Annotated in this window: 19 protein-coding genes; 12 read left to right on the top strand and 7 right to left on the bottom strand. The window is 60.9% G+C overall.

Annotated elements, in window-relative coordinates; genetic code table 11:
* Positions 1-143: 143 nt before the first annotated feature.
* The 4 genes from AB4O16_RS06405 (at position 144) to AB4O16_RS06390 (ending at position 4,898) form a co-directional block, all read left to right on the top strand.
* Positions 144-617, top strand: coding sequence for a MarR family winged helix-turn-helix transcriptional regulator (locus AB4O16_RS06405; protein WP_160389233.1), 474 nt, complete (start codon positions 144-146; stop codon positions 615-617).
* Positions 614-2,083: an efflux transporter outer membrane subunit gene (locus AB4O16_RS06400; RefSeq protein WP_460157327.1), complete on the top strand. Its 1,470-nt coding sequence runs from the start codon at positions 614-616 to the stop codon at positions 2,081-2,083. Before AB4O16_RS06405 ends, AB4O16_RS06400 begins: the two co-directional genes overlap by 4 nt.
* A gap of 15 nt (positions 2,084-2,098) precedes the next feature.
* Entirely contained in the window at positions 2,099-3,301 is a 1,203-nt protein-coding gene (locus tag AB4O16_RS06395; RefSeq protein ID WP_460157326.1) for an HlyD family secretion protein, read from the top strand.
* A gap of 64 nt (positions 3,302-3,365) precedes the next feature.
* Positions 3,366-4,898, top strand: a complete 1,533-nt coding sequence (locus AB4O16_RS06390) for a DHA2 family efflux MFS transporter permease subunit (protein ID WP_160389236.1) — start codon at positions 3,366-3,368, stop codon at positions 4,896-4,898.
* Between the two features lie 124 nt (positions 4,899-5,022).
* Here the strand turns inward: AB4O16_RS06390 and lpxH are convergent, their stop codons facing one another.
* Both lpxH and AB4O16_RS06380 read right to left on the bottom strand, forming a co-directional pair.
* Entirely contained in the window at positions 5,023-5,778 is a 756-nt protein-coding gene (lpxH, locus tag AB4O16_RS06385; RefSeq protein WP_460157325.1) for a UDP-2,3-diacylglucosamine diphosphatase, read from the bottom strand.
* Positions 5,775-6,278 carry a peptidylprolyl isomerase gene (locus AB4O16_RS06380; protein WP_160389238.1) on the bottom strand — a complete coding sequence of 168 codons (504 nt, stop codon included), beginning with the start codon at positions 6,276-6,278 and terminating at the stop codon, positions 5,775-5,777. Before AB4O16_RS06380 ends, lpxH begins: the two co-directional genes overlap by 4 nt.
* Before the next feature lie 266 nt (positions 6,279-6,544).
* Between AB4O16_RS06380 and AB4O16_RS06375 the strand changes: the two genes are divergently transcribed.
* Both AB4O16_RS06375 and cysS read left to right on the top strand, forming a co-directional pair.
* Positions 6,545-8,242 (top strand): glutamine--tRNA ligase/YqeY domain fusion protein, encoded by a 1,698-nt coding sequence (locus tag AB4O16_RS06375; protein WP_460157324.1) that lies wholly within the window; start codon positions 6,545-6,547, stop codon positions 8,240-8,242.
* Between the two features lie 20 nt (positions 8,243-8,262).
* Positions 8,263-9,645: a cysteine--tRNA ligase gene (gene cysS / locus AB4O16_RS06370; protein ID WP_460157323.1), complete on the top strand. Its 1,383-nt coding sequence runs from the start codon at positions 8,263-8,265 to the stop codon at positions 9,643-9,645.
* Between the two features lie 197 nt (positions 9,646-9,842).
* On the opposite strand, the gene AB4O16_RS06365 is transcribed toward cysS, so the two are convergent.
* A complete protein-coding gene (locus AB4O16_RS06365; protein ID WP_460157322.1) occupies positions 9,843-11,675 on the bottom strand; it encodes a sigma-54-dependent Fis family transcriptional regulator in 1,833 nt (610 codons plus the stop codon).
* 378 nt (positions 11,676-12,053) lie between these two features.
* Between AB4O16_RS06365 and AB4O16_RS06360 the strand changes: the two genes are divergently transcribed.
* The 6 genes from AB4O16_RS06360 to AB4O16_RS06335 are packed head-to-tail and all read left to right on the top strand — an operon-like array spanning position 12,054 to position 18,010.
* On the top strand, positions 12,054-13,148 hold the full coding sequence (locus AB4O16_RS06360) for an ABC transporter ATP-binding protein (RefSeq protein WP_160390001.1): 1,095 nt from the start codon (positions 12,054-12,056) through the stop codon (positions 13,146-13,148).
* Positions 13,148-14,263 carry an ABC transporter ATP-binding protein gene (locus tag AB4O16_RS06355; RefSeq protein WP_160390002.1) on the top strand — a complete coding sequence of 372 codons (1,116 nt, stop codon included), beginning with the start codon at positions 13,148-13,150 and terminating at the stop codon, positions 14,261-14,263. The genes AB4O16_RS06360 and AB4O16_RS06355 overlap by 1 nt, the downstream gene beginning before the upstream one ends.
* Complete coding sequence (locus tag AB4O16_RS06350) at positions 14,260-15,126, top strand: carbohydrate ABC transporter permease (protein ID WP_103395468.1); 867 nt, start codon at positions 14,260-14,262, stop codon at positions 15,124-15,126. The genes AB4O16_RS06355 and AB4O16_RS06350 overlap by 4 nt, the downstream gene beginning before the upstream one ends.
* A 10-nt stretch (positions 15,127-15,136) precedes the next feature.
* Complete coding sequence (locus tag AB4O16_RS06345) at positions 15,137-15,937, top strand: carbohydrate ABC transporter permease (protein ID WP_110662253.1); 801 nt, start codon at positions 15,137-15,139, stop codon at positions 15,935-15,937.
* A gap of 10 nt (positions 15,938-15,947) precedes the next feature.
* On the top strand, positions 15,948-16,220 hold the full coding sequence (locus AB4O16_RS06340; protein ID WP_103395750.1) for a DUF2160 domain-containing protein: 273 nt from the start codon (positions 15,948-15,950) through the stop codon (positions 16,218-16,220).
* 47 nt (positions 16,221-16,267) lie between these two features.
* Entirely contained in the window at positions 16,268-18,010 is a 1,743-nt protein-coding gene (locus tag AB4O16_RS06335) for an ABC transporter substrate-binding protein (protein WP_160390003.1), read from the top strand.
* Between the two features lie 259 nt (positions 18,011-18,269).
* On the opposite strand, the gene nuoN is transcribed toward AB4O16_RS06335, so the two are convergent.
* The 4 genes from nuoN to nuoK are packed head-to-tail and all read right to left on the bottom strand — an operon-like array spanning position 18,270 to position 23,471.
* Positions 18,270-19,733, bottom strand: a complete 1,464-nt coding sequence (gene nuoN, locus AB4O16_RS06330) for an NADH-quinone oxidoreductase subunit NuoN (RefSeq protein ID WP_160390004.1) — start codon at positions 19,731-19,733, stop codon at positions 18,270-18,272.
* Positions 19,734-19,740: 7 nt separating this feature from the next.
* Positions 19,741-21,273 carry an NADH-quinone oxidoreductase subunit M gene (gene nuoM, locus AB4O16_RS06325; RefSeq protein WP_460157321.1) on the bottom strand — a complete coding sequence of 511 codons (1,533 nt, stop codon included), beginning with the start codon at positions 21,271-21,273 and terminating at the stop codon, positions 19,741-19,743.
* Between the two features lie 39 nt (positions 21,274-21,312).
* Positions 21,313-23,166, bottom strand: coding sequence for an NADH-quinone oxidoreductase subunit L (gene nuoL, locus AB4O16_RS06320; protein ID WP_160390006.1), 1,854 nt, complete (start codon positions 23,164-23,166; stop codon positions 21,313-21,315).
* Positions 23,163-23,471 carry an NADH-quinone oxidoreductase subunit NuoK gene (gene nuoK / locus AB4O16_RS06315; protein ID WP_007946416.1) on the bottom strand — a complete coding sequence of 103 codons (309 nt, stop codon included), beginning with the start codon at positions 23,469-23,471 and terminating at the stop codon, positions 23,163-23,165. Before nuoK ends, nuoL begins: the two co-directional genes overlap by 4 nt.
* Between the last annotated feature and the right edge of the window lies 1 nt (position 23,472).

Here is a 23,472-nt window from a genome sequence, read left to right as displayed (position 1 = left end):
GATGGCGTCAGTGTGGTCGAAACAAATCCCGACGCCGTTAGTCAACTATTTGCGAAGCTTGCTAACTATTACGTTGACATTCGCTGCCTAGGCAGTAACATCTCGACATACATTCACTGCCTAGGCAGCTAATTGGTGGTCAGATGAAACATTTCTCTCCGGAAGATTTCCAGAATTGCCATCTCGGCCTGTTGCTCGGACGTGCCGCGCTGCTCAAGGACCGGATCCTCGACACCCGCATGGAACCCCACGGCATCACCGCCGCGCAGTTCAAGGTGTTGATCATCATCGCCCAGTACGGCGTCGATTCGCCGGGCGAGCTGTGCCGTCACCTGTCCCTCGACAGCGGCTCGATGACGCGCATGCTCGATCGTCTGGAACAGAAAGGTTTCCTCGCCCGCCAACGCTCCGAGGCGGATCGCCGTCAGGTGCAGTTGGTACTGACCGAAGAAGGGCAGAAGCTCGCCAGTCTATTGCCGCACATCGGTGCCGAAGCCATGAATGAACTGGCCGGTGCCATCACTCCGGATGAGCTGAAGACTCTGGAGCTGATCCTGAAGAAAATTTTGCTGGCAGCCGGTGACTCGATCACCCTGCTGCGGGTAGGTGACAAATGAGCAGTAAACCCTTGCGTACCGGCCTGAGCCTGGTGCTGTTGGCCATGAGCCTGGGCGGTTGCGCCAGTTACAGCGGACTGAAAACCGAAGGGGTCAGCCTCGACGCGAAAACCCTCGAGGCCGGGCAATCCCTCGGCGGCGTGACCCTGTCGCCGGCCGCCTGGCCGAAAAGCGACTGGTGGAAAAGCCTCGGCGACCCGCAACTCGACGGCCTGATCCGCGAAGCCCTGCGTGACAGCCCGGACATGCAGATTGCCGACGCCCGCGCCCATCAGGCCAGCGCCGCTGCCGACGCCGCCGACGCCGAGCGGATGCCGACCCTGGATGCCAGCGCCGGCGTCAGCCGTTCGCGCCTGGCCCGCGACCAGGACCCGCTCGGGCAGGGGGACGCTTACGCCACCATTCGCAACATCAGCGCCGGTTTCAACTACAACTTCGACCTGTGGGGCGGCCAGCGCGATGCCTGGGAAGCGGCCCTTGGCCAGGCCCGTGCCGCCGAAGTCGACCAGCAGGCTGCGCAACTGACCCTGGCCGCCGATGTTGCCCGCGCCTACAGCGATCTGGGCCAGGCACACATCGTCTACGACCTGTCCAGCGAAGACCTCAAGCGCACCCGGCAAATGCTCGACCTGAGCCAGCGCCGCCTGACGGCCGGGATCGACAGCCAGTATCAGTTCCAGCAGACCGAAAGCCTGGAAGCCACCTCCCAGGCCAACCTGATCGATGCCGAGAAACGCCTGAACAGCGCCAAAATCGCTCTCGCGGTGCTGCTCGGCAAAGGCCCGGACCGCGGCAATGACATTGCCCGACCGAACATTCTTCAGCCAGGCGTGGTAGCGCTACCTTCAGTGTTGCCGGCCGAGTTGCTCGGACGTCGTCCGGACCTGGTGGCCGCGCGCTGGCGGGTCGAGGCTGCGAGCAAAAACATCGACGCCGGCAAGACCCGGTTCTATCCCAACTTGAACCTCAGTGCCGCAGCCGGCGCCGAATCCCTGTTGGGCGATGCGATGTTTGGTTCCGCCAGCCGTTTCTTCAACATTGCACCGACGATCTCGGTGCCGATCTTCGACGGTGGCCGCTTGCGCGCCGACCTCGATTCGCGCGACGCCGATTACGACCTCGCCGTGGCGCAGTACAACAAAAGCCTGGTGAAGGCACTGGGGGATGTCAGTGACAGCATCAACCAGCTGCGTGACATCGGCCGGCAGATCGCGGCCCAGCAGCATGCCACCGACATCGCCCAGGATTCCTACAACACCGTGGTCCAGCGTTACGGTTCCGGCATCGGCAACTACCTGGACGTGCTCAGCATCGAGCAGCAATTGCTCCAGGCCCAGCGTCAGCTGGCCAACCTGAATGCCGAGCAGATTGACCTGTCGATCCAACTGATGCAGGCGCTGGGCGGCGGTTTCCAGCCTGAGGCCATTGCCTCGGCCAACGCCGCGCCAGCCACGCTGACCCACTAATTCAAGGTACCTGTCATGGCCACTGCCGATACAACTCAACCTCCTGAAAACACCCAGGGCAACCCCAATTCGGGCAAGCGCAAACTCATGCTGTTGGTGCTGGCTGTCGTCGTAGTGCTCGGCGGCGCGGGCGTCTGGGCCTACCACGAATTCTACGGGCGCTGGAGTGAAAGCACCGACGACGCCTATGTGAACGGCAACGTGGTGGAAATCACCCCGCTGGTCACCGGCACCGTGGTCAGCATCGGCGCCGATGACGGCGATCTGGTCCATGAAGGCCAGGTGCTGGTGAACTTCGACCCGAACGACGCACAAATCGGTCTGCAAAACGCCCAGGCCAATCTGGCCCGTACCGTGCGCCAGGTGCGCGGCCTGTACAGCGATGTGGATGGCATGAAAGCCCAGGTCAACGCGCAGAAAGCCGAAGTGCAAAAGGCCCGGGACAACTTCAGCCGGCGCAAGAACCTCGCCGCCGGCGGGGCGATTTCCCAGGAAGAGCTGTCCCACGCCCGCGACGACCTGACCTCGGCGCAAAACGCCCTGGCCAATGCCGAACAAAAGCTCAAGACCACCAGCGCGCTGGTCGACGACACCGTGGTTTCCTCGCACCCGGACGTGATGGCCGCCGCCGCGCAACTGCGCCAGGCCTACCTGAACAACTCGCGCAGCGTGCTGATTGCACCGGTCACCGGTTACGTGGCCAAGCGTTCGGTGCAACTGGGCCAGCGGGTGCAACCGGGTACCGCGCTGATGGCGGTGATTCCGCTGGATCAGTTGTGGATCGACGCCAACTTCAAGGAAACCCAGCTGCGTGACATGCGCATCGGCCAACCGGTCGAGATCGAGACCGACCTGTACGGCAGCGACGTGAAGTACAGCGGCACCATCGACAGTCTCGGTGCCGGGACCGGCAGCGCCTTTGCCTTGCTGCCGGCGCAGAACGCCACCGGCAACTGGATCAAGATCGTGCAGCGCGTGCCGGTGCGGATCCACGTCAACGCCGAAGAGCTGGCCAAGCACCCGTTGCGCGTCGGCCTGTCGACCCTCGTCGATGTCGATCTGCATGACCAGAGCGGCCCGGTGCTGGCGCAACAGCCGCCGCAGAAGGCGTCATTCAGCACCAACGTCTACGACCGCCAGTTGGCCGAGGCCGACGCCATGATCACGCAGTTGATTCACGACAACAGCGCCGCGGTCAGCAAGACCGCGCAGCGCTGATTCGCCAATCCGTCGGCTGCGCCTGTAACGGGCGCAGCGCAACTTGAGTGTCAAAGGATTCGCGATGAGCAATAACGCGTCTTTCACGCCGCCCAGCCTGGTGCTCAGCACCATCGGCCTGTCGCTGGCGACCTTCATGCAAGTGCTCGACACGACCATCGCCAACGTGGCGCTGCCGACGATTTCCGGCAACCTGGGCGTGAGTTCGGAGCAGGGCACCTGGGTTATCACTTCGTTCGCGGTGAGCAACGCCATCGCCTTGCCGCTGACCGGTTGGCTCAGTCGCCGTTTTGGCGAGGTGAAGCTTTTTGTCTGGGCAACACTGCTGTTCGTGCTGGCCTCGTTTTTGTGCGGGATTTCCACGTCCATGCCTGAGCTGGTGGGCTTTCGGGTGCTGCAAGGGGTGGTGGCGGGGCCGTTGTACCCGATGACCCAGACCTTGCTGATTGCCGTTTATCCACCGGCGAAACGGGGGATGGCGCTGGCACTGTTGGCGATGGTCACGGTGGTCGCGCCGATTGCCGGGCCGATCCTCGGCGGCTGGATCACCGATAGCTACAGCTGGCCGTGGATCTTCTTCATCAACGTGCCGATCGGCCTGTTCGCCGCCTGGGTGGTGACCCAGCAGATGAAAAAACGTCCGGTGGTCACCAGTCGCCAACCGATGGATTACGTCGGCCTGATCGCCTTGATCATCGGCGTCGGGGCGCTGCAGATCGTGCTCGACAAGGGCAACGATGCCGACTGGTTCGAGTCCAGCTTCATCGTGATCGGTTCGGTTATTTCGGTGGTGGCCCTGGCGTTCTTCGTGATCTGGGAAATGACCGATGAACATCCGGTGGTCAACCTGCGCCTGTTCGCCCACCGCAACTTCCGCTACGGCACCATCGTGCTGATCCTGGGCTATGCCGGGTTCTTCGGGATCAACCTGATCCTGCCGCAGTGGTTGCAGACCCGATTGGGCTACACCGCGACCTGGGCCGGTTTTGCCGTCGCGCCGCTGGGGATCCTGCCGGTACTGCTGTCACCTTTCGTCGGCAAGTACGCACCGCGCTTCGACATGCGTGTGCTGGCGGGTGGGGCCTTCCTGGCCATCGGCCTGAGCTGCTTCATGCGCGCCGGTTTCACCAATGAAGTGGACTTCCAGCACATCGCCATGGTGCAACTGTTCATGGGCATCGGCGTGGCGCTGTTCTTCATGCCGACCCTGACCATCCTGCTCTCGGACCTGCCACCGCACCAGATTGCCGACGGCTCCGGACTGGCGACCTTCCTGCGCACCCTGGGCGGCAGTTTTGCTGCATCGTTGACCACCTGGATCTGGATTCGTCGGGCCGACCAGCACCATGCCTACCTGACCGAAAGCATCACCCCGTTCGATCCGGCCACCCGCGAAGCGTTGACCCAACTGGGCGGGGCAGGGGCCAAGGCCTACACGCAGCTGGAGCAGACGGTGGTCAGCCAGGCGTACATGCTGTCCACGGTGGATTACTTCACCTTGCTGGGCTGGATGTTCATGGGGCTGATATTGATCGTGTGGCTGGCCAAACCGCCGTTTACGGCCAAGGCAGGGCCTGCGGCTTCTGCCGGGCATTGAGCCAAACGCGATCAAATCCGGGCCGGCTGGAACGCGATCCTGTAGGAGCCGGCTTGCTGGCGATCGCGGTGTTTCAGATGTCATTGATACAGCTGACCCACCGTGATCGCCAGCAAGCCGGCTCCTACAAGTTTGTCGGTGCGGCGAGTTGCGGCGGTGGGGCGAAGTCGAACGGCGCCAGGGCAAACCCTTGCTCATCGACCTGCAGCGCCCAGCCCTGACGATCCCAATCCCCCAGCACAATGCGCCGCGCCGCTTGCTCGCCGAGCTGCAATTTGTGAATCGCCGGACGGTGGGTATGTCCGTGGATCAGGGTCTTCACGCCGAACGCCTGCATGATCCGCGGAATCTCCTCGGGCGTGACGTCGACAATGTCATTGGCCTTCATCCGCGTTTGCGCGCGGCTTTCATTGCGCAGTTTGCGTGCCAGCTTGTGCCGGGTGCGCAACGGCAGGTTGCGCAGGATGAACAGGGTGACCGGGTTGCGCAGGTAGCGACGCAGCTTCATATAGCCTTCGTCGCGGGTGCAGAGGCTGTCGCCGTGCATCAGCAGCACCGGCTCGCCGTTGAACTGCACGACGCTCGGGTCCTTCAGCAGGGTGCAGCCGGCCTGTTTGCAGAAGGCCTTGCCGAGCATGAAGTCGCGATTGCCGTGCATCAGGAAAATGGCCGTGCCGCTGTCGCTTAGGTCGCGCAGGGCCTGGCAGATGGAGCGCTGGAAGGGTGTCATGGCGTCGTCGCCAATCCACACCTCGAAAAAGTCGCCCAGGATGTACAACGCACTCGCCGAGCGGGCGCGTCCGGCGAGCAAATCCAGAAACGCCCGGGTGATGTCCGGGCGCTCCTCTTCCAGATGTAAATCTGAAATCAGCAGTATCACTCAATGATCTCGGCTTTCTCGATGATCACGTCGTCTGCCGGTACGTCCTGGTGGCCGGACTTGGAAGTGGTGGCCACGCCTTTGATCTTGTCGACAACGTCGGTGCCCGCGGTCACTTTACCGAATACCGCGTAGCCCCAGCCCTGAACGTTCTTGCCGCTGTGGTTGAGGAAGCTGTTGTCGGCCACGTTGATGAAGAACTGCGCGGAGGCCGAATGCGGCTCCATGGTACGGGCCATGGCGACGGTGTATTTTTCGTTGGAAAGACCGTTGTCAGCTTCGTTCTGGATGCTTGGGCGCTTGTCTTTCTTTTCTTTCATGCCTGGCTCGAAACCGCCGCCCTGGATCATGAAGTTGCCGATGACACGGTGGAAAACAGTGTTTTCGTAGTGACCGGCTTTAACGTACTCGACGAAGTTGGCCACGGTGATCGGGGCTTTTTCGGCGTTCAGTTCGATGACGATGTCACCGTGGTTAGTAGTCAGTTTGACTTGGGTCATGATCGGGACTCTTTTGAGGTGGAGCGTATTGAAGGAATTCTTGGTGTTGGAACATCACGTCCCGCCACCGGTTCAGCCTTTTTGGCCAAGGTGCGCAGTTTAGCGTGCCAGACGCGAATTTCGAGGCTGTTTTTTCATTTGCGTCCTATTAAATGCGACGGTTTACAGAGTGCGCTCTGTCAGGTACTTGACGGCATCGGCTATGATAGCGGCTTTGTTTTGTCCGGCCTTCATTACGGCCACGCACTTGTACGTTCAAGGATCCTATGAGCAAGCCCACTGTCGACCCTACCTCGAATGCCAAGACCGGCCCTGCCGTGCCGGTCAACTTCCTGCGGCCGATCATCCAGGCAGACCTGGACTCGGGCAAGCACACGCAGATCGTCACCCGTTTCCCGCCTGAACCCAACGGCTACCTGCACATCGGCCACGCCAAGTCGATCTGCGTGAACTTCGGCCTGGCCCAGGAGTTCGGTGGCGTCACGCACCTGCGTTTCGACGACACCAACCCGGCCAAGGAAGACCAGGAATACATCGACGCGATCGAAAGCGACGTCAAATGGCTGGGCTTCGAATGGTCCGGTGAAGTGCGCTACGCCTCGCAGTATTTCGACCAGTTGCATGACTGGGCGGTGGAGCTGATCAAATCCGGCAATGCCTACGTCGATGACCTGACTCCGGAGCAAGCCAAGGAATACCGTGGCAGCCTGACCGAGCCGGGCAAGAACAGCCCGTTCCGCGACCGCTCCGTGGAAGAAAACCTGGACCTGTTCGCCCGCATGAAGGCCGGTGAATTCAAGGACGGCGCACGCGTGCTGCGGGCCAGGATCGACATGGCCTCGCCGAACATGAACCTGCGCGATCCGATCATGTATCGCATTCGTCACGCTCATCACCACCAGACCGGTGACAAGTGGTGCATCTACCCGAACTACGACTTCACTCACGGTCAGTCGGACGCCATCGAAGGCATCACCCATTCGATCTGCACCCTGGAGTTCGAAAGCCACCGTCCGCTGTACGAGTGGTTCCTCGAGCACCTGCCGGTGCCGGCCAACCCGCGTCAGTACGAGTTCAGCCGCCTGAACCTGAACTACACCATCACCAGCAAGCGCAAGCTCAAGCAGTTGGTCGATGAAAAGCACGTCAACGGCTGGGACGACCCGCGCATGTCGACGCTGTCGGGCTTCCGCCGCCGTGGCTACACGCCGAAGTCGATCCGTAACTTCTGCGAGATGATCGGCACCAACCGTTCCGACGGCGTGGTCGACTTCGGCATGCTCGAATTCAGCATCCGTGACGACCTCGACCACAGCGCCCCGCGTGCCATGTGCGTGCTGCGTCCGCTGAAAGTCGTGATCACCAACTATCCGGAAGGCCAGGTCGAGAACCTCGAACTGCCGTGCCACCCGAAAGAAGACATGGGCGTGCGCGCGTTGCCGTTCGCTCGCGAAATCTACATCGATCGTGACGACTTCATGGAAGAGCCGCCAAAAGGCTACAAGCGCCTGGAGCCGGCCGGTGAAGTGCGTCTACGCGGTAGCTACGTGATCCGTGCCGACGAAGCGATCAAGGACGCCGATGGCAACATCGTCGAACTGCGCTGCTCGTACGATCCCGAGACCCTGGGCAAGAACCCGGAAGGCCGCAAGGTCAAAGGCGTGGTGCACTGGGTGCCGGCTGCTGCCAGCGTCGAGTGCGAAGTACGTCTGTACGACCGTCTGTTCCGTTCGGCCAACCCTGAGAAGGCCGAAGACAGCGCCAGTTTCCTGGACAACATCAACCCTGACTCGCTGCAGGTACTCACCGGTTGTCGTGCCGAGCCTTCGCTGGGCAACGCACAGCCGGAAGACCGTTTCCAGTTCGAGCGCGAAGGTTACTTCGTCGCCGATCTCAAGGACTCGAAACCTGGTCAGCCGGTATTCAACCGTACCGTGACCCTGCGTGATTCGTGGGGCCAGTGATTTAGCGTCAAGGAATTAAAGTGCTTACGATCTACAACACGCTCACCAAGAGCAAAGAAGTCTTCAAGCCTTTGGATGGCAACAACGTGCGCATGTACGTCTGCGGGATGACCGTGTACGACTACTGCCACATTGGCCACGGCCGCAGCATGGTCGCGTTTGACCTGGTGACCCGCTGGCTGCGGTTCAGCGGTTATAACCTGACCTACGTGCGCAACATCACCGACATCGAAGACAAGATCATCAATCGTGCCCGCGAGAACGGCGAACCGTTCGACGCGCTGACCGAACGCATGATCACTGCAATGCATGAGGACGAGGCGCGCCTCAACATCCTCAAGCCGGACATGGAACCGCGTGCCACCGATCACATTCCGGGCATGCTGAGCATGATCCAGACCCTGATCGACAAGGGTTATGCCTACGCACCGGGCAATGGCGACGTGTACTACCGCGTCGCCAAGTTCATGGGTTACGGCAAGCTGTCGCGCAAGAAAATCGAAGACCTGCGCATCGGCGCACGGATCGAAGTCGACGAGTCCAAGCAGGACCCGCTGGACTTCGTACTGTGGAAAGCCACCAAGCCGGGTGAGCCGAGCTGGGAATCGCCGTGGGGCGCCGGGCGTCCGGGCTGGCACATCGAGTGCTCGGTGATGTCCACCTGCTGCCTGGGCGAGACTTTCGACATTCATGGCGGCGGCAGCGACCTTGAGTTCCCGCACCACGAAAACGAAATCGCCCAGAGCGAAGCGGCCACCGGCAAGACCTACGCCAACGCGTGGATGCATTGCGGCATGATCCGTATCAATGGCGAGAAGATGTCCAAGTCCTTGAACAACTTCTTCACCATTCGCGACGTGCTCGACAAGTACCACCCGGAAGTCGTGCGTTACCTGCTGGTGTCGAGCCACTACCGCAGCGCCATCAACTATTCGGAAGACAACCTCAAGGACGCCAAGGGCGCCCTGGAGCGTTTCTACCACGCGTTGAAAGGCCTGCCGAGCGTGGCGCCTGCTGGCGGCGAAGCCTTCGTCGAGCGTTTCACCCAGGTGATGAACGACGACTTCGGCACGCCGGAAGCTTGTGCGGTGTTGTTCGAGATGGTTCGTGAAATCAACCGTCTGCGTGAAAGCGATCTGAACGCAGCGGCCGCTCTGGCAGCCCGTTTGAAAGAACTGGCCAGCGTACTGGGTGTGTTGCAGCTCGAAGCCGATGACTTCCTGCAAGCGGGCGCTGAAGGGCGCGTGGATGCCGCCGAAGTCGAAGCGCTGATCGCTGCGCGCCTGGCGGCACGTGCCGGCAAGGACTGGGCCGAATCCGACCGCATCCGCGACCAGCTCACCGCCATGGGCGTGGTGCTGGAAGACGGCAAGGGCGGCACGACCTGGCGTTTGGCTGATTGATTGCTTGATCTGCTGTAAAACAAAACCCGCCTAGTGCGGGTTTTTGTTTTTGAAAAGGGGGATATATGTGGAGTCCGGGCTGACGTCATCGCTGGCAAGCCAGCTCCCACAGTGTCCGTGTCGTACACAAAATCCATGCAGCCCGCTGAACCTGTGGGAGCTGGCTTGCCAGCGATGGGGGCCGTTCGGCCAACCCGTCATTCAGCCTGGCGCAACCGCTTGTAAAGGGTATTGCGGCTCACCCCAAGCCTGCGTGCCAGGTAGGAAATATTCCCCCCGACCGCCTGCAACTGCCGGTTCAGCGCCTCGATATCATTGAGGTCAACGGCCAATGGTTCCTGCGTCTCCACCGGCTCCATCTCCAGGTCGACAAAAAAATCATCCGGCAAATGCTCCGGCCGTATCGGTTGCTCCTCGGCCATGGCCAGGGCGACCTGAATCACGCTGCTGACCTGGCGCAGGTTACCCGGCCACGGATGCCGGCCGAACAACGCCATCACTTCCTGGCTCAAACCGGCCCATTGCGCGGGTTCACGGTGCTGCTCCCACAGGCGCTTGAACAGTGCTTCTTTATCGCTTCGTTCTCTTAGCGGCGGCAGTTCCAGGGGCAGGCCGCCGATGCGGTAATACAAGTCTTCACGAAATCGCCCCAGCTGGACTTGTTCGCGCAACGAGCGATTGGTCGCGGAAATGATGCGCAAGTCCACCGGGAACAATTCACTGCTGCCCACCGGTTGCACGCAGCGCTCCTGCAACACCCGCAACAGTCGCGCCTGGGTCGGCAGCGGCATGTCACCGATTTCGTCGAGGAACAGCGTGCCTTTGTCAGCCTTGCGGATCAGCCCGATGCTGCCTTTCTGATTGGCACCGGTGAATGCACCTTTCTCATAACCAAACAGCTCTGATTCCACCAGTTCGGCGGGAATCGCCGCACAGTTGACCGCGATGAGCGCTTGTTTGCTGCGTGAGCTGGCCTGGTGCAGCGCTTTGACGAAGACTTCTTTACCAACGCCGGTTTCACCGTGGATCAGCAATGGAATGTCTTTTTCCAGCAAGCGCTCGGCCTGGCGCACAGCTTTTTCCACGCGGCTGTCACCGTAATGCAGAGTGTTGAGGCTGATGGCGGCGGGTGTAGCTACTACCGGTTCGGTGAACACTCGAGGTTGAATTGATACCTGTTTCGGCCGCTTCAACAGGCACTGGAAGCGATTGCGCCCCGAGGTTTGCAGGGCGAAGGGCAGGCCTTCGGGCTGGTTCAGCAACTCCAGCAGCGAAACCTTGAACAGGCTCTCGACACTGACCCGCGACAGGCTGATGCCCAGCAGATTGTCGGCGCGGCGATTGGCGGAAAGCACCTGGCCGCTTTCATCGAAAATCAGCAAGCCGGCCCATTGGCTGTCGAGGTTGTTCAGCCCGGTGTTGAACGTCAGTTGGAAATGCTGGCCATGGAACAGGTTGAGGATCAGCCGGTTTTCCACGGTCTGGCTCATCATCTTGACCATGCCCAGGGTGTGGGAGGGCGGCAGGTAGCTGTCGCTGGACACGTCCAGCACCGCGATCACTTTACGCTCGGCATCGAAAATCGGCGCGGCGGAACCGGTCATGAAGCGGTTGGCCTTGAGGAAGTGTTCATCGTGCTCGATATGCACGGCTTGCTCGCAGGCCAGGGCGGTGCCGATGGCGTTGGTGCCGGTGCAGCGCTCCATCCAGCTGGCGCCGGCACTAAAGCCTCGGGCCAGTTTCGGTTCGATAAAGCGCTGGGTGCCCCAGGACGTGAGCACCTGGCCCTGATGGTCGGCGAGCATGATCAGGCAATTGGAATTGCTCAGGATGTTCTCGTAGTAGGGCAGGACTTCCTGATGGGTGGTTTGCACCAGTGAGTGCTGGCTCTCCAGCAGTTGCGCGATGCCCGCGGCCGGCAACTGGTCGAAGGCCGGCGCGCTTTGGTGACTGAGGCCGAACGCGCGGCATCGCGACCAGGAGTCCTGGATGATGGCGTCGTGGGACAGCGGCGAGGCGGGTGCGGCCATGGCAGTCGATCTCTGGGCAAGCTTTTATTGTTTTTATGGGTTTTGCACATCACGTTGAATCTCACACGTGACGGTTCTGGCGTGCCACGCCTTTGTAGGAGCCGGCTTGCTGGCGATGGCGATTTCGATGACGCCATCGCCAGCAAGCCGGCTCCTACAGGGGCATGAACGGTGTCTAGAGTGTTGTTCACTATTGTTCACTGTCAATGGGTGAACTGTTCAATTGTTCATTTCCGATTGTTCATTTGTGTTCAGCAACGAACGCGTTTTTGCCTTCATCTTCAGGGATTTCAAGCTGAATCAACGGCTTGAGATTTTTGGCACGAATGTCGCTTTATCGCTCCGGTCGCTTGACTCCAATAATAAAAAGGCCGAGCCATGTCACTCACCCTGGAGCACGTCAGCCGCACCGTCGAGGGCCAGACCTGGATCGACGATGCCAACCTGAGTTTCGAACCCGGTTCCTTCAACGTTTTGCTGGGGCGCACCCTGTCCGGCAAAACCAGCCTGATGCGCCTGATGGCCGGTCTGGACAAGCCCGACAGCGGGCGCATCCTGATGAACGGCGTCGACGTCACCCAACGCCCGGTGCGCCTGCGCAACGTGTCGATGGTTTATCAGCAGTTCATCAACTACCCGACCATGACGGTGTTCGAGAACATCGCCTCGCCGTTGCGTCAGGCCGGTGTATCCAGCGAGATGATCCAGAGCAAGGTGCTGGAAACCGCGAAGATGCTGCGCATCGAGAAGTTTCTCAAACGCTATCCGCTGGAGCTTTCCGGTGGCCAGCAACAACGCACGGCCATGGCCCGGGCGCTGGTCAAGGATGCCGAACTGATCCTGTTCGACGAGCCGCTGGTCAACCTCGACTACAAGTTGCGCGAAGAACTGCGCCAGGAAATGCGCGAGCTGTTCAAGGCGCGCCACACCATCGCTATCTACGCCACCACCGAACCCAACGAAGCCCTGGCCCTGGGCGGCACCACGACCATTCTTCACGAAGGCCGGGTGATCCAGAGCGGGCAGTCTTCAGCGGTCTATCACCAGCCGCAAACGGTGTTGGCGGCCGAGCTGTTCTCCGAGCCGCCGATCAACCTGATGCCGGGGCGCATTGCCGGCAACGAAGTGAGTTTCGCCAACTTCGTGCACTTTCCGCTGAACGTCGACTTGCGCCCGGTGGGCGAGGGCGAATTCCGTTTCGGCGTGCGGCCCAGTCATATCTCGCTGGTGCCGAGCAATGACGATGACCTCGAACTGGCGGTGACCGTCGAGGTCGCCGAAATCAGCGGCTCGGAAACCTTCCTGCATGTGCGCAACGAGCATTTCCTGCTGGTGCTGCACTTGCCCGGTGTTCACGAATACGACGTCGATGCGCCGATCCGCATCTACATCCCGACCCATAAACTGTTTGTGTTCGATACGCAGGGGCGGCTGGTCCAGGCGCCGGGCCGGCGTGTCGCGAGGGTTGCCTGATGGCCGAAATCCGATTGCAGAACCTCGCCCACAGCTACACCAAGACCCCGGCGGGACCTGAGGACTACGCGATCCGCGAGATGGACCACATCTGGGAGCAGGGTGGCGCCTATGCGTTGCTGGGGCCATCGGGTTGCGGCAAGTCGACCTTGCTCAACATCATTTCCGGGCTGCTCAGCCCGTCCCAGGGCCATGTGTTGTTCGACGGCAAAGCGGTCAACGACCTGACCCCGGAGAAGCGCAACATCGCCCAGGTTTTCCAGTTTCCGGTGGTCTACGACACCATGACGGTGTTCGACAACCTGGCCTTCCCGCTGCGCAACCAGGGCATGGCGGAGGCAAGAATCCATACCAAGGTGCAGGAAATCGCCGAAGTACTCGACCTGCAGAACCTGCTGAGCAAAAAGGCGCGCAACCTCACCGCCGATGAAAAGCAGAAAGTCTCCATGGGCCGTGGGCTGGTGCGTGACGACGTCTCGGCGATCCTGTTCGACGAGCCGCTGACGGTGATCGACCCGCACCTGAAGTGGAAGCTGCGGCGCAAGCTCAAGCAGATTCACGAACAGTTCAACATCACCATGGTCTACGTCACCCACGATCAGCTCGAAGCCTCGACCTTCGCCGACAAGATTGCGGTGATGTACGGCGGGCAGATCGTGCAGTTCGGCACGCCAAGGGAGTTGTTCGAGCGGCCGAGCCACACCTTTGTCGGCTACTTCATCGGCAGCCCGGGGATGAACCTGATCGAGGTGCAGCCGCAACCGGGGGGTGTCGGGTTCGCCTCGACCCATCTGCCGCTGTCCGAGGCCATGCAACAGCGTATCGCCGAGTCCGGATGGAAAACCCTGAAGGTCGGCATTCGTCCGGAGTTCATCCATGTGTGGGATGAAGCCTTTGATGACGCGCTGCGGGCACAGGTCGTACACGTCGAAGACCTGGGCACCTACAAGATCATGACCCTCAACCTCGATGGCGCCACCCTGAAGGTGCGCCTGGCCGAAGACAAACCGGTGCCGCAAGGCACGGCCTACATCAGTTTCCCGGCGCAGTGGCTGATGGTCTACGCCGACGAATTCCTCCTGGAAGCCCAGGCCAATACCGAGGTGCAGCCATGAACAAGGTGCAGAACAACAAGGCCTGGTGGCTGGTGTTGCCGGTGTTCCTGCTGGTGGCGTTCAGTGCGGTGATCCCGATGATGACCGTGGTCAACTATTCGGTGCAGGACATCTTCGACCAGTCCAGCCGCTATTTTGTCGGCGCCGATTGGTACAAGCAGGTGCTGCTCGATCCGCGCCTGCATGACTCGTTGCTGCGCCAGTTCATCTATTCGGCCTGTGTGCTGCTGATCGAAATTCCCCTGGGCATCGCCATCGCCCTGACCATGCCGACCAAGGGGCGCTGGTCTTCGGTGGTGTTGATCGTCCTGGCTATCCCGCTGCTGATCCCGTGGAACGTGGTCGGCACCATCTGGCAGATCTTCGGCCGCGCCGACATCGGTCTGCTGGGGGCGAGCCTCAAGGCCATGGGCATCAACTACAACTATGCGGCGAACACCATGGACGCCTGGGTCACCGTGCTGATCATGGACGTCTGGCACTGGACCTCGCTGGTGGCGCTGTTGTGCTTCTCCGGGTTGCGGGCGATTCCGGATGTGTATTACCAGGCGGCGCGCATCGACCGTGCTTCGGCCTGGGCGGTGTTCCGGCATATCCAGCTGCCCAAGCTCAAGAGTGTGCTGCTGATCGCCGTGATGTTGCGTTTCATGGACAGTTTCATGATCTACACCGAGCCGTTCGTGCTCACGGGCGGCGGTCCGGGCAATGCCACGACCTTCCTCAGTCAGACCTTGACCCAGATGGCCGTAGGGCAATTCGACCTGGGGCCGGCAGCGGCGTTCTCGCTGGTGTACTTCCTGATCATCCTGTTGGTGTCCTGGCTGTTCTACACCGCCATGACTCACTCTGACGCCAACCGTTGAGGCCCGCGCCATGAGCAAAAGAAAACTTATCCCGTTGCTGCTCTACATCCTGTTCCTGCTGGTGCCGATCTATTGGCTGCTGAACATGTCCTTCAAGAGCAACACCGAAATCCTCGGCGGCCTGACGCTTTTCCCACAGGATTTCACCCTGGCCAACTACAAGGTGATCTTCACCGACCCAAGCTGGTACACCGGCTACATCAACTCGGCGTACTACGTGAGCCTGAACACGATCATTTCCCTGACCGTGGCGCTGCCGGCGGCCTATGCCTTCTCGCGCTATCGCTTCCTGGGCGACAAGCACCTGTTCTTCTGGCTGCTGACCAACCGCATGGCGCCACCGGCGGTGTTCCTGCTGCCGTTCTTCCAGCTGTATTCCTCGATCGGGCTGTTCGACACCCACATCGCCGTGGCCCTGGCTCACTGCTTGTTCAACGTGCCGCTGGCAGTGTGGATTCTCGAAGGCTTCATGTCCGGCGTGCCCAAGGAAATCGACGAAACGGCCTACATCGACGGCTACAGTTTCCCCAAGTTCTTCGTGAAGATCTTCATCCCCTTGATCGGCTCCGGCATCGGGGTGACGGCGTTTTTCTGCTTCATGTTTTCCTGGGTCGAACTGCTGCTGGCACGAACACTGACTTCGGTGAATGCCAAGCCGATCGCCGCGGTGATGACCCGTACGGTTTCGGCGTCGGGCATCGACTGGGGCGTGCTGGCGGCGGCGGGGGTGTTGACCATCCTGCCGGGCATGCTGGTGATCTGGTTTGTTCGCAACCACGTGGCCAAGGGCTTTGCCCTGGGCCGGGTATGAGGAACTGATGATGGAATGGATGAGCTGGACCGTCCCCACGGCGGCATTCTTCAGTGTGATTGCCCTGATCCTGGTGGTCATGACCACTTGGGAGTTGCGTTCGCCGAGCATCCTTCGGCGTGGTTTTCTGCCGATTGCCACCACCCGTGGCGATCGCTTGTTCATCGGTCTTCTCGGTAGCGCCTACCTGCACTTGCTGGTAATCGGCGTCACCGACTGGAGCATCTGGGTGGCGTTCGCGTTGTCCCTGGTGTGGCTGTTGGCTGTGATGCGTTGGGGCTAGTCGAATCGCTCGGCAATGTTGCTCCGAAACCCTAAAAGGAGGTCTCTATGTTCGACAAAAACAATAAGCTGCGACATAGCATTTCACTGGCAGCCATGCTGGCACTCAGCGGTTTGAGCGCTTCGGCCTGGGCCGATGCCTACGAAGATGCCGCGAAGAAATGGATCGGCAGTGAATTCAAACCGTCCACCCTGACGGCCGATCAGCAGTTGGAAGAGTTGAAATGGTTCATCAAGGCGGCGGAGCCGTTTCGCGGGATGAACATCAAGGTGGTGTCGGAAACCATCGCCACCCACGAGTATGAGTCCAAGGTGCTGGCCAAGGCCTTCACCGAGATCACCGGGATCAAACTGACCCACGACCTGCTGCAGGAAGGCGACGTGGTGGAAAAGCTGCAGACCGTGATGCAGTCGGACAAGAGCATCTATGACGGCTGGGTCAACGACTCGGACCTGATCGGCACGCACTTCCGCTACGGCAAGACTGAATCGATCACCGACCTGATGGCCAACGAGGGCAAGGACTTCACCTCGCCGACTCTCGACCTCAAGGACTTCATCGGCATCTCCTTCACCACCGCGCCGGACGGCAAGATCTACCAGTTGCCTGACCAGCAGTTCGCCAACCTGTACTGGTTCCGCGCCGACTGGTTCGAGCGCGCGGACCTCAAGGCCAAGTTCAAGGAAAAATACGGCTATGAGCTGGGCGTGCCGGTGAACTGGTCAGCCTATGAGGACATTGCCAAGTTCTTCAGCGAGGACGTCAAGGAAATCGACGGCAAACGTGTCTACGGGCACATGGACTACGGCAAGAAAGACCCATCCCTGGGCTGGCGCTTCACCGACGCCTGGTTCTCCATGGCCGGCGGCGGCGACAAGGGCATCCCCAACGGCTTGCCGGTGGACGAGTGGGGCATTCGCGTCGAGGACTGCCATCCAGTGGGTTCCAGCGTGACCCGCGGCGGCGACACCAACGGGCCGGCGGCGGTGTTCGCGACCACCAAGTACGTCGACTGGCTGAAGAAGTACGCGCCACCGGAAGCGGCGGGCATGACCTTCTCCGAATCGGGTCCCGTACCGTCCCAAGGCGCCATCGCCCAGCAGATCTTCTGGTACACCGCCTTCACCGCCGACATGACCAAACCGGGTCTTGCGGTGATGAACGCCGACGGCACGCCGAAATGGCGCATGGCGCCGTCGCCACGTGGGCCGTACTGGGAGGAGGGGATGAAACTGGGCTATCAGGACGTGGGTTCCTGGACCTTCATGAAGTCCACCCCTGAGAAGCAGAAACTCGCAGCCTGGCTCTATGCACAGTTCGTGACTTCGAAAACCGTGTCGCTGAAGAAAACCATTGTCGGCCTGACGCCGATCCGTGAATCGGACATCAACTCGCAAGCCATGACCGACCTGGCACCGAAGCTCGGTGGCCTGGTGGAGTTCTACCGCAGCCCGGCCCGCGTGCAATGGACCCCGACCGGGACCAACGTGCCGGACTATCCACGCCTGGCGCAACTGTGGTGGAGCCACATCGCCGAAGCCGCCAGCGGCGAGAAAACCCCGCAACAGGCACTCGACGGCCTGGCCAAGGATCAGGACGCGATCATGTCCCGTCTGGAACGCTCCAAGGCACAAGCCACCTGCGCGCCGAAAATGAACCCAGAGCGCGATGCGCAATACTGGTTCGACCAGCCGGGTGCACCGAAGCCGAAACTGGAGAACGAGAAACCAAAAGGCGAAACCGTGAGCTACAACGAGCTGCTGAAATCGTGGGCGGATGCGCGTAAGTAAAGTGTCTGGACTGTGAAAGGCAAACGGCACCGGAAGGTGCCGTTTTTGTTGGTGTCTGTCCCGGCGCCTTCGCGGGCAAGCCCGCTCCCACAGTAACCGAGTGAGACCACAAATTTTGTGCACGACACATAACCTGTGGGAGCGGGCTTGCCCGCGATGAGGGCATTGAGGGCAGTAGGGCTCTCTGAACAGGATTACCTCACAAAAAACGGCACCCGAAGGTGCCGTTTCCGTTTACTGCCGAATGTCGCCTAAGCGATCAACCCACCAGGCCCGACTGTTGAACCAGGTTCAGCAGCGGTTGTGGGTAGACGCCGAGGAAGAACGCGACCAGGGCGATGGCCAGCAGCATCACGCCGCCTGCCTTCTGTTCCCAGTGCAGTTGCGCATCGACGCGACGCAGGTTCGGTTCGATCAGGTACAGGGTGACCATGACGCGCAGGTAGTAGAACACGCCGATGGCGCTGCCCAGTACCAGCGAGCCAACCAGCCACCATTGATGCGATTCGACACCGGTGGCGATGATGTAGAACTTGCCGATGAAGCCCGCGGTCAGCGGGATACCGGCCAGGGACAGCATCATCACGGTCAGTACGGCGGTCAGGTACGGACGGCGCCAGAACAGGCCGCGGTATTCGTACAGGGCGTCCGCGTCACGGCCTTTGTACGGCGAGGACATCAGGGTGATCACGCCGAAGGCGCCGAGGCTGGTGATCACGTAGGTGACCAGGTACACGCCGATGGCTTCCACGGCCAGGCCCTTGCTCGCCACCAGGGCGATCAGCAGGTAACCGAAGTGGGCGATGGACGAGTAACCCAGCAGACGCTTGAGGTTGCTCTGGGTCAGGGCCAACAGGTTACCGAACAGGATCGAGGCAATGGCGATGATGGTCAGCACGTCGCTCAGCACGCCGCTGCTGGCCGCTGGCGAGATCTGGAACAGACGCACCATCACGGCGAACACGGCAACCTTGGAAGCGGTCGCGAGGAACGCTGCAACCGGCGCCGGAGCACCTTCGTAAACGTCTGGAGTCCACAGATGGAACGGAACCAGCGACAGCTTGAACGCCAGGCCGATCAGCATCATGCCCAGGCCCAGCTGAGCCAGCGAGCTTGGCAGCCCAGTGGCCGCCAGCGCCTGACCGATACCCACGAAGCTCAGGGAACCCGAGTCTGCGTACAGCAGCGCCATACCGAACAACAGGAAGGCGGAACCGGCAGCCGACAGCACCATGTACTTGATACCGGCTTCCAGCGAGCGCTTGTTGAAGAAGGCGTAGGCCACCAGACCGTAGACCGGCACCGAGAGCAGTTCCAGACCGATGAACAACCCGGCCAGGTGCTGCGCGCTGACCAGAACCAGGCCACCGGCGGCGGCCATCAGGATCAGCAGGTACAGTTCTTCACGGTTGCCCGGGTAACCCGTGCCGCCATCGCCGAGGTAGGCATGGGCGAGGGTGACACAGGCGAGGGTGGCGACCAGGATCAGCGCCATGTACAGGCAAGCGAAGCTATCGATTTGCAGCAGTGGGGTCACAGCCAATGGCGCGACCTTCAAGGCTGGCAGGATCGACAGCAACGCCAGGTTCAGGCCCGCCACTGAAATCAGGAAGGTCTGCGAGTGGTTGCGGCGCCAGGCGATTGCCAGCATCACCACGATAATGGTGAGGCTGGTAATCAACAGCGGCGCTAGCGCGATAAAGTGTTGAGTCGTGAATTCCATAGCGCTCTTACCGGGCCGAAGCGAGTTGAGTGAAGGCGGTGCCGAGCCACTGCTGCACGCCATGCATCGTCGCGGCAGAGGTATCGAGGAACGGTTGTGGATACACGCCGATGTAGATCAGCAGTGCAGCCAGACCGACCACCATGATCATTTCGCGACCGTCCATGCCATGCAGCACCGCGTCCGATTTGGCCGGGCCGAAGTATGCACGGTGGATCATGATCAGCGAGTAGACCGAACCGAACACCAGGCCGGACGTCGCGATGATGGTGACCAACGGCGCAGCAGGGAAGGTGCCGATCAGGATCAGGAACTCACCGACGAAGTTACCGGTACCCGGCAAGCCCAGCGACGCGGCTGCGAAGAACAGGCTGAGCGCCGGCAGGTAAGCGATCTTCGACCACAGGCCACCCATTTCACGCATGTCGCGGGTGTGGGTGCGTTCGTACAGCTGGCCACTCAGGATAAACAGTGCCGCGGCCGACAGACCGTGCGCCAGCATCTGCATCACCGCGCCTTGCAGCGCCAGTTGGCTGCCGGAGTAGATGCCGATCAGTACGAAGCCCATGTGGGAAACGGACGAGAAGGCAATCAGACGCTTGATGTCGGTTTGCGCGAACGCCAGGAACGCACCGTAGAAGATCCCGATAAGACCCAGGGTCATGGCGATCGGCGCGAACTCGGCCGAGGCATTCGGGAACAGCGGCAGGGCGAAACGCAGCAGGCCGTAGGCCGCAGTCTTCAGCAAGATACCGGCGAGGTCGACGGAACCAGCGGTCGGTGCCTGGGCGTGAGCGTCAGGCAACCAGGAGTGGAACGGTACGACCGGCAGCTTGACCGCGAAGGCGATGAAGAAGCCGAGCATCAGGATGTACTCGGTGGTCATCGACATCTTGGTCTTCAACAGATCGGCGTAGTTGAAGGTAATCACGCCGGTTTCGTTGAAGTTGACCAGTACCAGGCCCAGGATCGCCACCAACATGATCAGGCCGGAAGCCTGAGTGAAGATGAAGAACTTGGTCGCCGCGTAGATCCGGGTTTTCTTGCCGTCCGAAGAACTGTGACCCCAGAGCGCGATGAGGAAGTACATCGGCACCAGCATCATTTCCCAGAAGAAGAAGAACATGAACAGGTCGAGGGCGAGGAACACGCCGACGACGCCGCCCAGGATCCACATCAGGTTCAGGTGGAAGAAGCCCACGTGACGCTGGATCTCTTTCCACGAGCAGAGTACCGAGAGCACACCCAGCAGACCGGTCAGCATGATCATCAACAGCGACAGGCCGTCGAGGGCCAGGTGCACGTTGATGCCGAAGCGCTGGATCCAGACGTGCTTGAACTCAAGCGCCCAGGTCGGGTCGGCGCCAGGCGCCGGGGCAAATGAATAATCACCGTTGGCCCACAGCCAGAGGCCGAGGGAGAGCAACAGGGACATGGTGATCAGCGCAATCCAGCGGGGGAGGGTGGCGCCGAAGCGCTCACCCATCCAGCACAGCAGGCCGCCGATGAAGGGAATCAGGATTAGCCAAGGCAGAATCATGACGGGTTCGTTTCCTTTCGCAAATTCGCAAGGTTCATATCAGACCGCTACCAGCACGACGGCGCCAATGACCAGCACGGCACCAGCAGCCATCGAGGCGGCATACCAACGCAGTTGACCGGTCTCGGTACGGCTCAGGGCGGTGTGACCGCCTTTGGCCATGCGCGGGATCAGACCGATGGTCTGGTCGAGCGGGTCTTTGCGCAGGATGTGGCTGATCGCCAGGTACGGCTTGACGAACAGTTTGTCGTAGATCCAGTCGAAGCCCCAGGCAGCGAACCACCAGGCCGAGAGGAAACGGCCGATGCCGCTGTTGGCGACGGCGGTGACGAAGCGACGCTTGCCGAGGAACAGCAAGGCTGCCAGCAGGATACCGGCCAGGGCGATGGCGCCCGAAGCGATTTCCAGGCTGTGCTTGGCTTCGCCGCCGGCATGGCCGACGCTCTCCGGCAGTACGCCGTGCAGCGGTGGAACGATCATCGCGCCGATGGCGGTGGACAATACGATCAGCACCGACAGTGGCAGCCAGTGGGCGATACCGTGACCGGCGTGGGCTTCGGTCTTCGCTTCACCGTGGAACGCGATGAAGATCAGGCGGAAGGTGTACAGCGAGGTCATGAACGCGCCGACCAGACCTGCGTAGAGCAGACCGTTGTTGCCGCTGGCGAACGCTTCCCAGAGGATTTCGTCCTTGGAGTAGAAGCCTGCGGTGACCAGTGGCAAGGCCGCGAGGGCCGCGCCGCCGACGATGAAGCTGGCGTAGGCCAGTGGCAGTTTCTTCCACAGACCGCCCATCTTGAAGATGTTCTGCTCGTGGTGGCAGGCAACGATCACCGCACCGGAAGCAAGGAACAGCAGGGCCTTGAAGAAGGCGTGGGTCATCAGGTGGAAGATCGCGCCATCCCAGGCACCAACGCCCAGGGCCAGGAACATGTAGCCGATCTGGCTCATGGTCGAGTAGGCGAGGATACGCTTGATGTCGGTCTGGACCAGTGCGGCGAAACCGGCCAGCACCAGGGTCACACCGCCAACCAGGCCCACCAGGTGCAGGATTTCCGGCGCCAGGGTGAACAGGCCGTGGGTACGGGCGATCAGGTAGACGCCTGCGGTCACCATGGTTGCGGCGTGGATCAGTGCCGAAACCGGGGTAGGACCGGCCATCGCGTCCGCCAGCCAGGTTTGCAGTGGCAGTTGCGCGGATTTACCGACAGCGCCACCCAGCAGCATCAGGGTGGCCATGACCATCCAGAAGTCGCCGGCCTGGAATTTCTGCGGTGCCAGCACCAGCAGTTCCTGGACGTTCAGCGTGCCCAGTTGGGCAAACAGAATGAACAGGCCGATGGCCATGAACACGTCACCGATACGGGTCACGATGAAGGCCTTGAGTGCCGCGTTACCGTTGTTGCGGTTGCTGTAGTAGAAACCGATCAACAGGTACGAGCACAGGCCCACGCCTTCCCAGCCGAAGTACAGGAACAACAGGTTATCGCCCAGGACCAGGAACAGCATGCTGGCGATAAACAGGTTGGTGTACGCGAAGAAACGCGAGTAGCCGTCTTCACCACGCATGTACCAGGACGCGAACAGGTGGATCAGGAAGCCGACGCCGACGACCACGCCGAGCATGGTCACGGACAGGCCGTCCAGATACAGCGCGAAGTTCGGCGTGAAGCCTTCCACCGCCATCCACTGCCACAACACCTGGGTGTAGTGGCCGCCTTCCGGCGGGGCGACGTTGAATTGCCAGATCACGTAGGCGGTGACGATCGCCGACAGACCGATGGAACCCACGCCGATCAGTGCGGCCAGGTTTTCCGAGATGCGTCCACGGGAGAACGACAGCAGCAGGAAACCGATGAGAGGGAATACGAAAGTCAGAAAGAGTAGGTTCATCCGCGCATCTCACTGGCAGCGTCGATATCGAGCGTGTGGAAGCGGCGATACAGTTGCAACAGGATCGCCAGGCCGATGCTGGCCTCGGCGGCTGCCAGGCTGATCACCAGGATGAACATGATCTGTCCATCCGGCTGCGCCCAACGGCTGCCGGCAACGATGAAGGCCAGTGCAGAGGCGTTCATCATCACTTCAAGACTCATCAACACAAACAAAATGTTGCGGCGGACCATCAGGCCGACCAGACCGAGGCAGAACAGGATGCCGGCGACCGCCAGACCATGCTCCATAGGGATAGCAGGCATC

It is taken from the genome of Pseudomonas sp. S2_H10 (assembly GCF_054668285.1).
The sequence above is the reverse complement of the archived record's forward strand: the minus strand, read 5'-3'. Positions and strand labels throughout refer to the sequence as shown.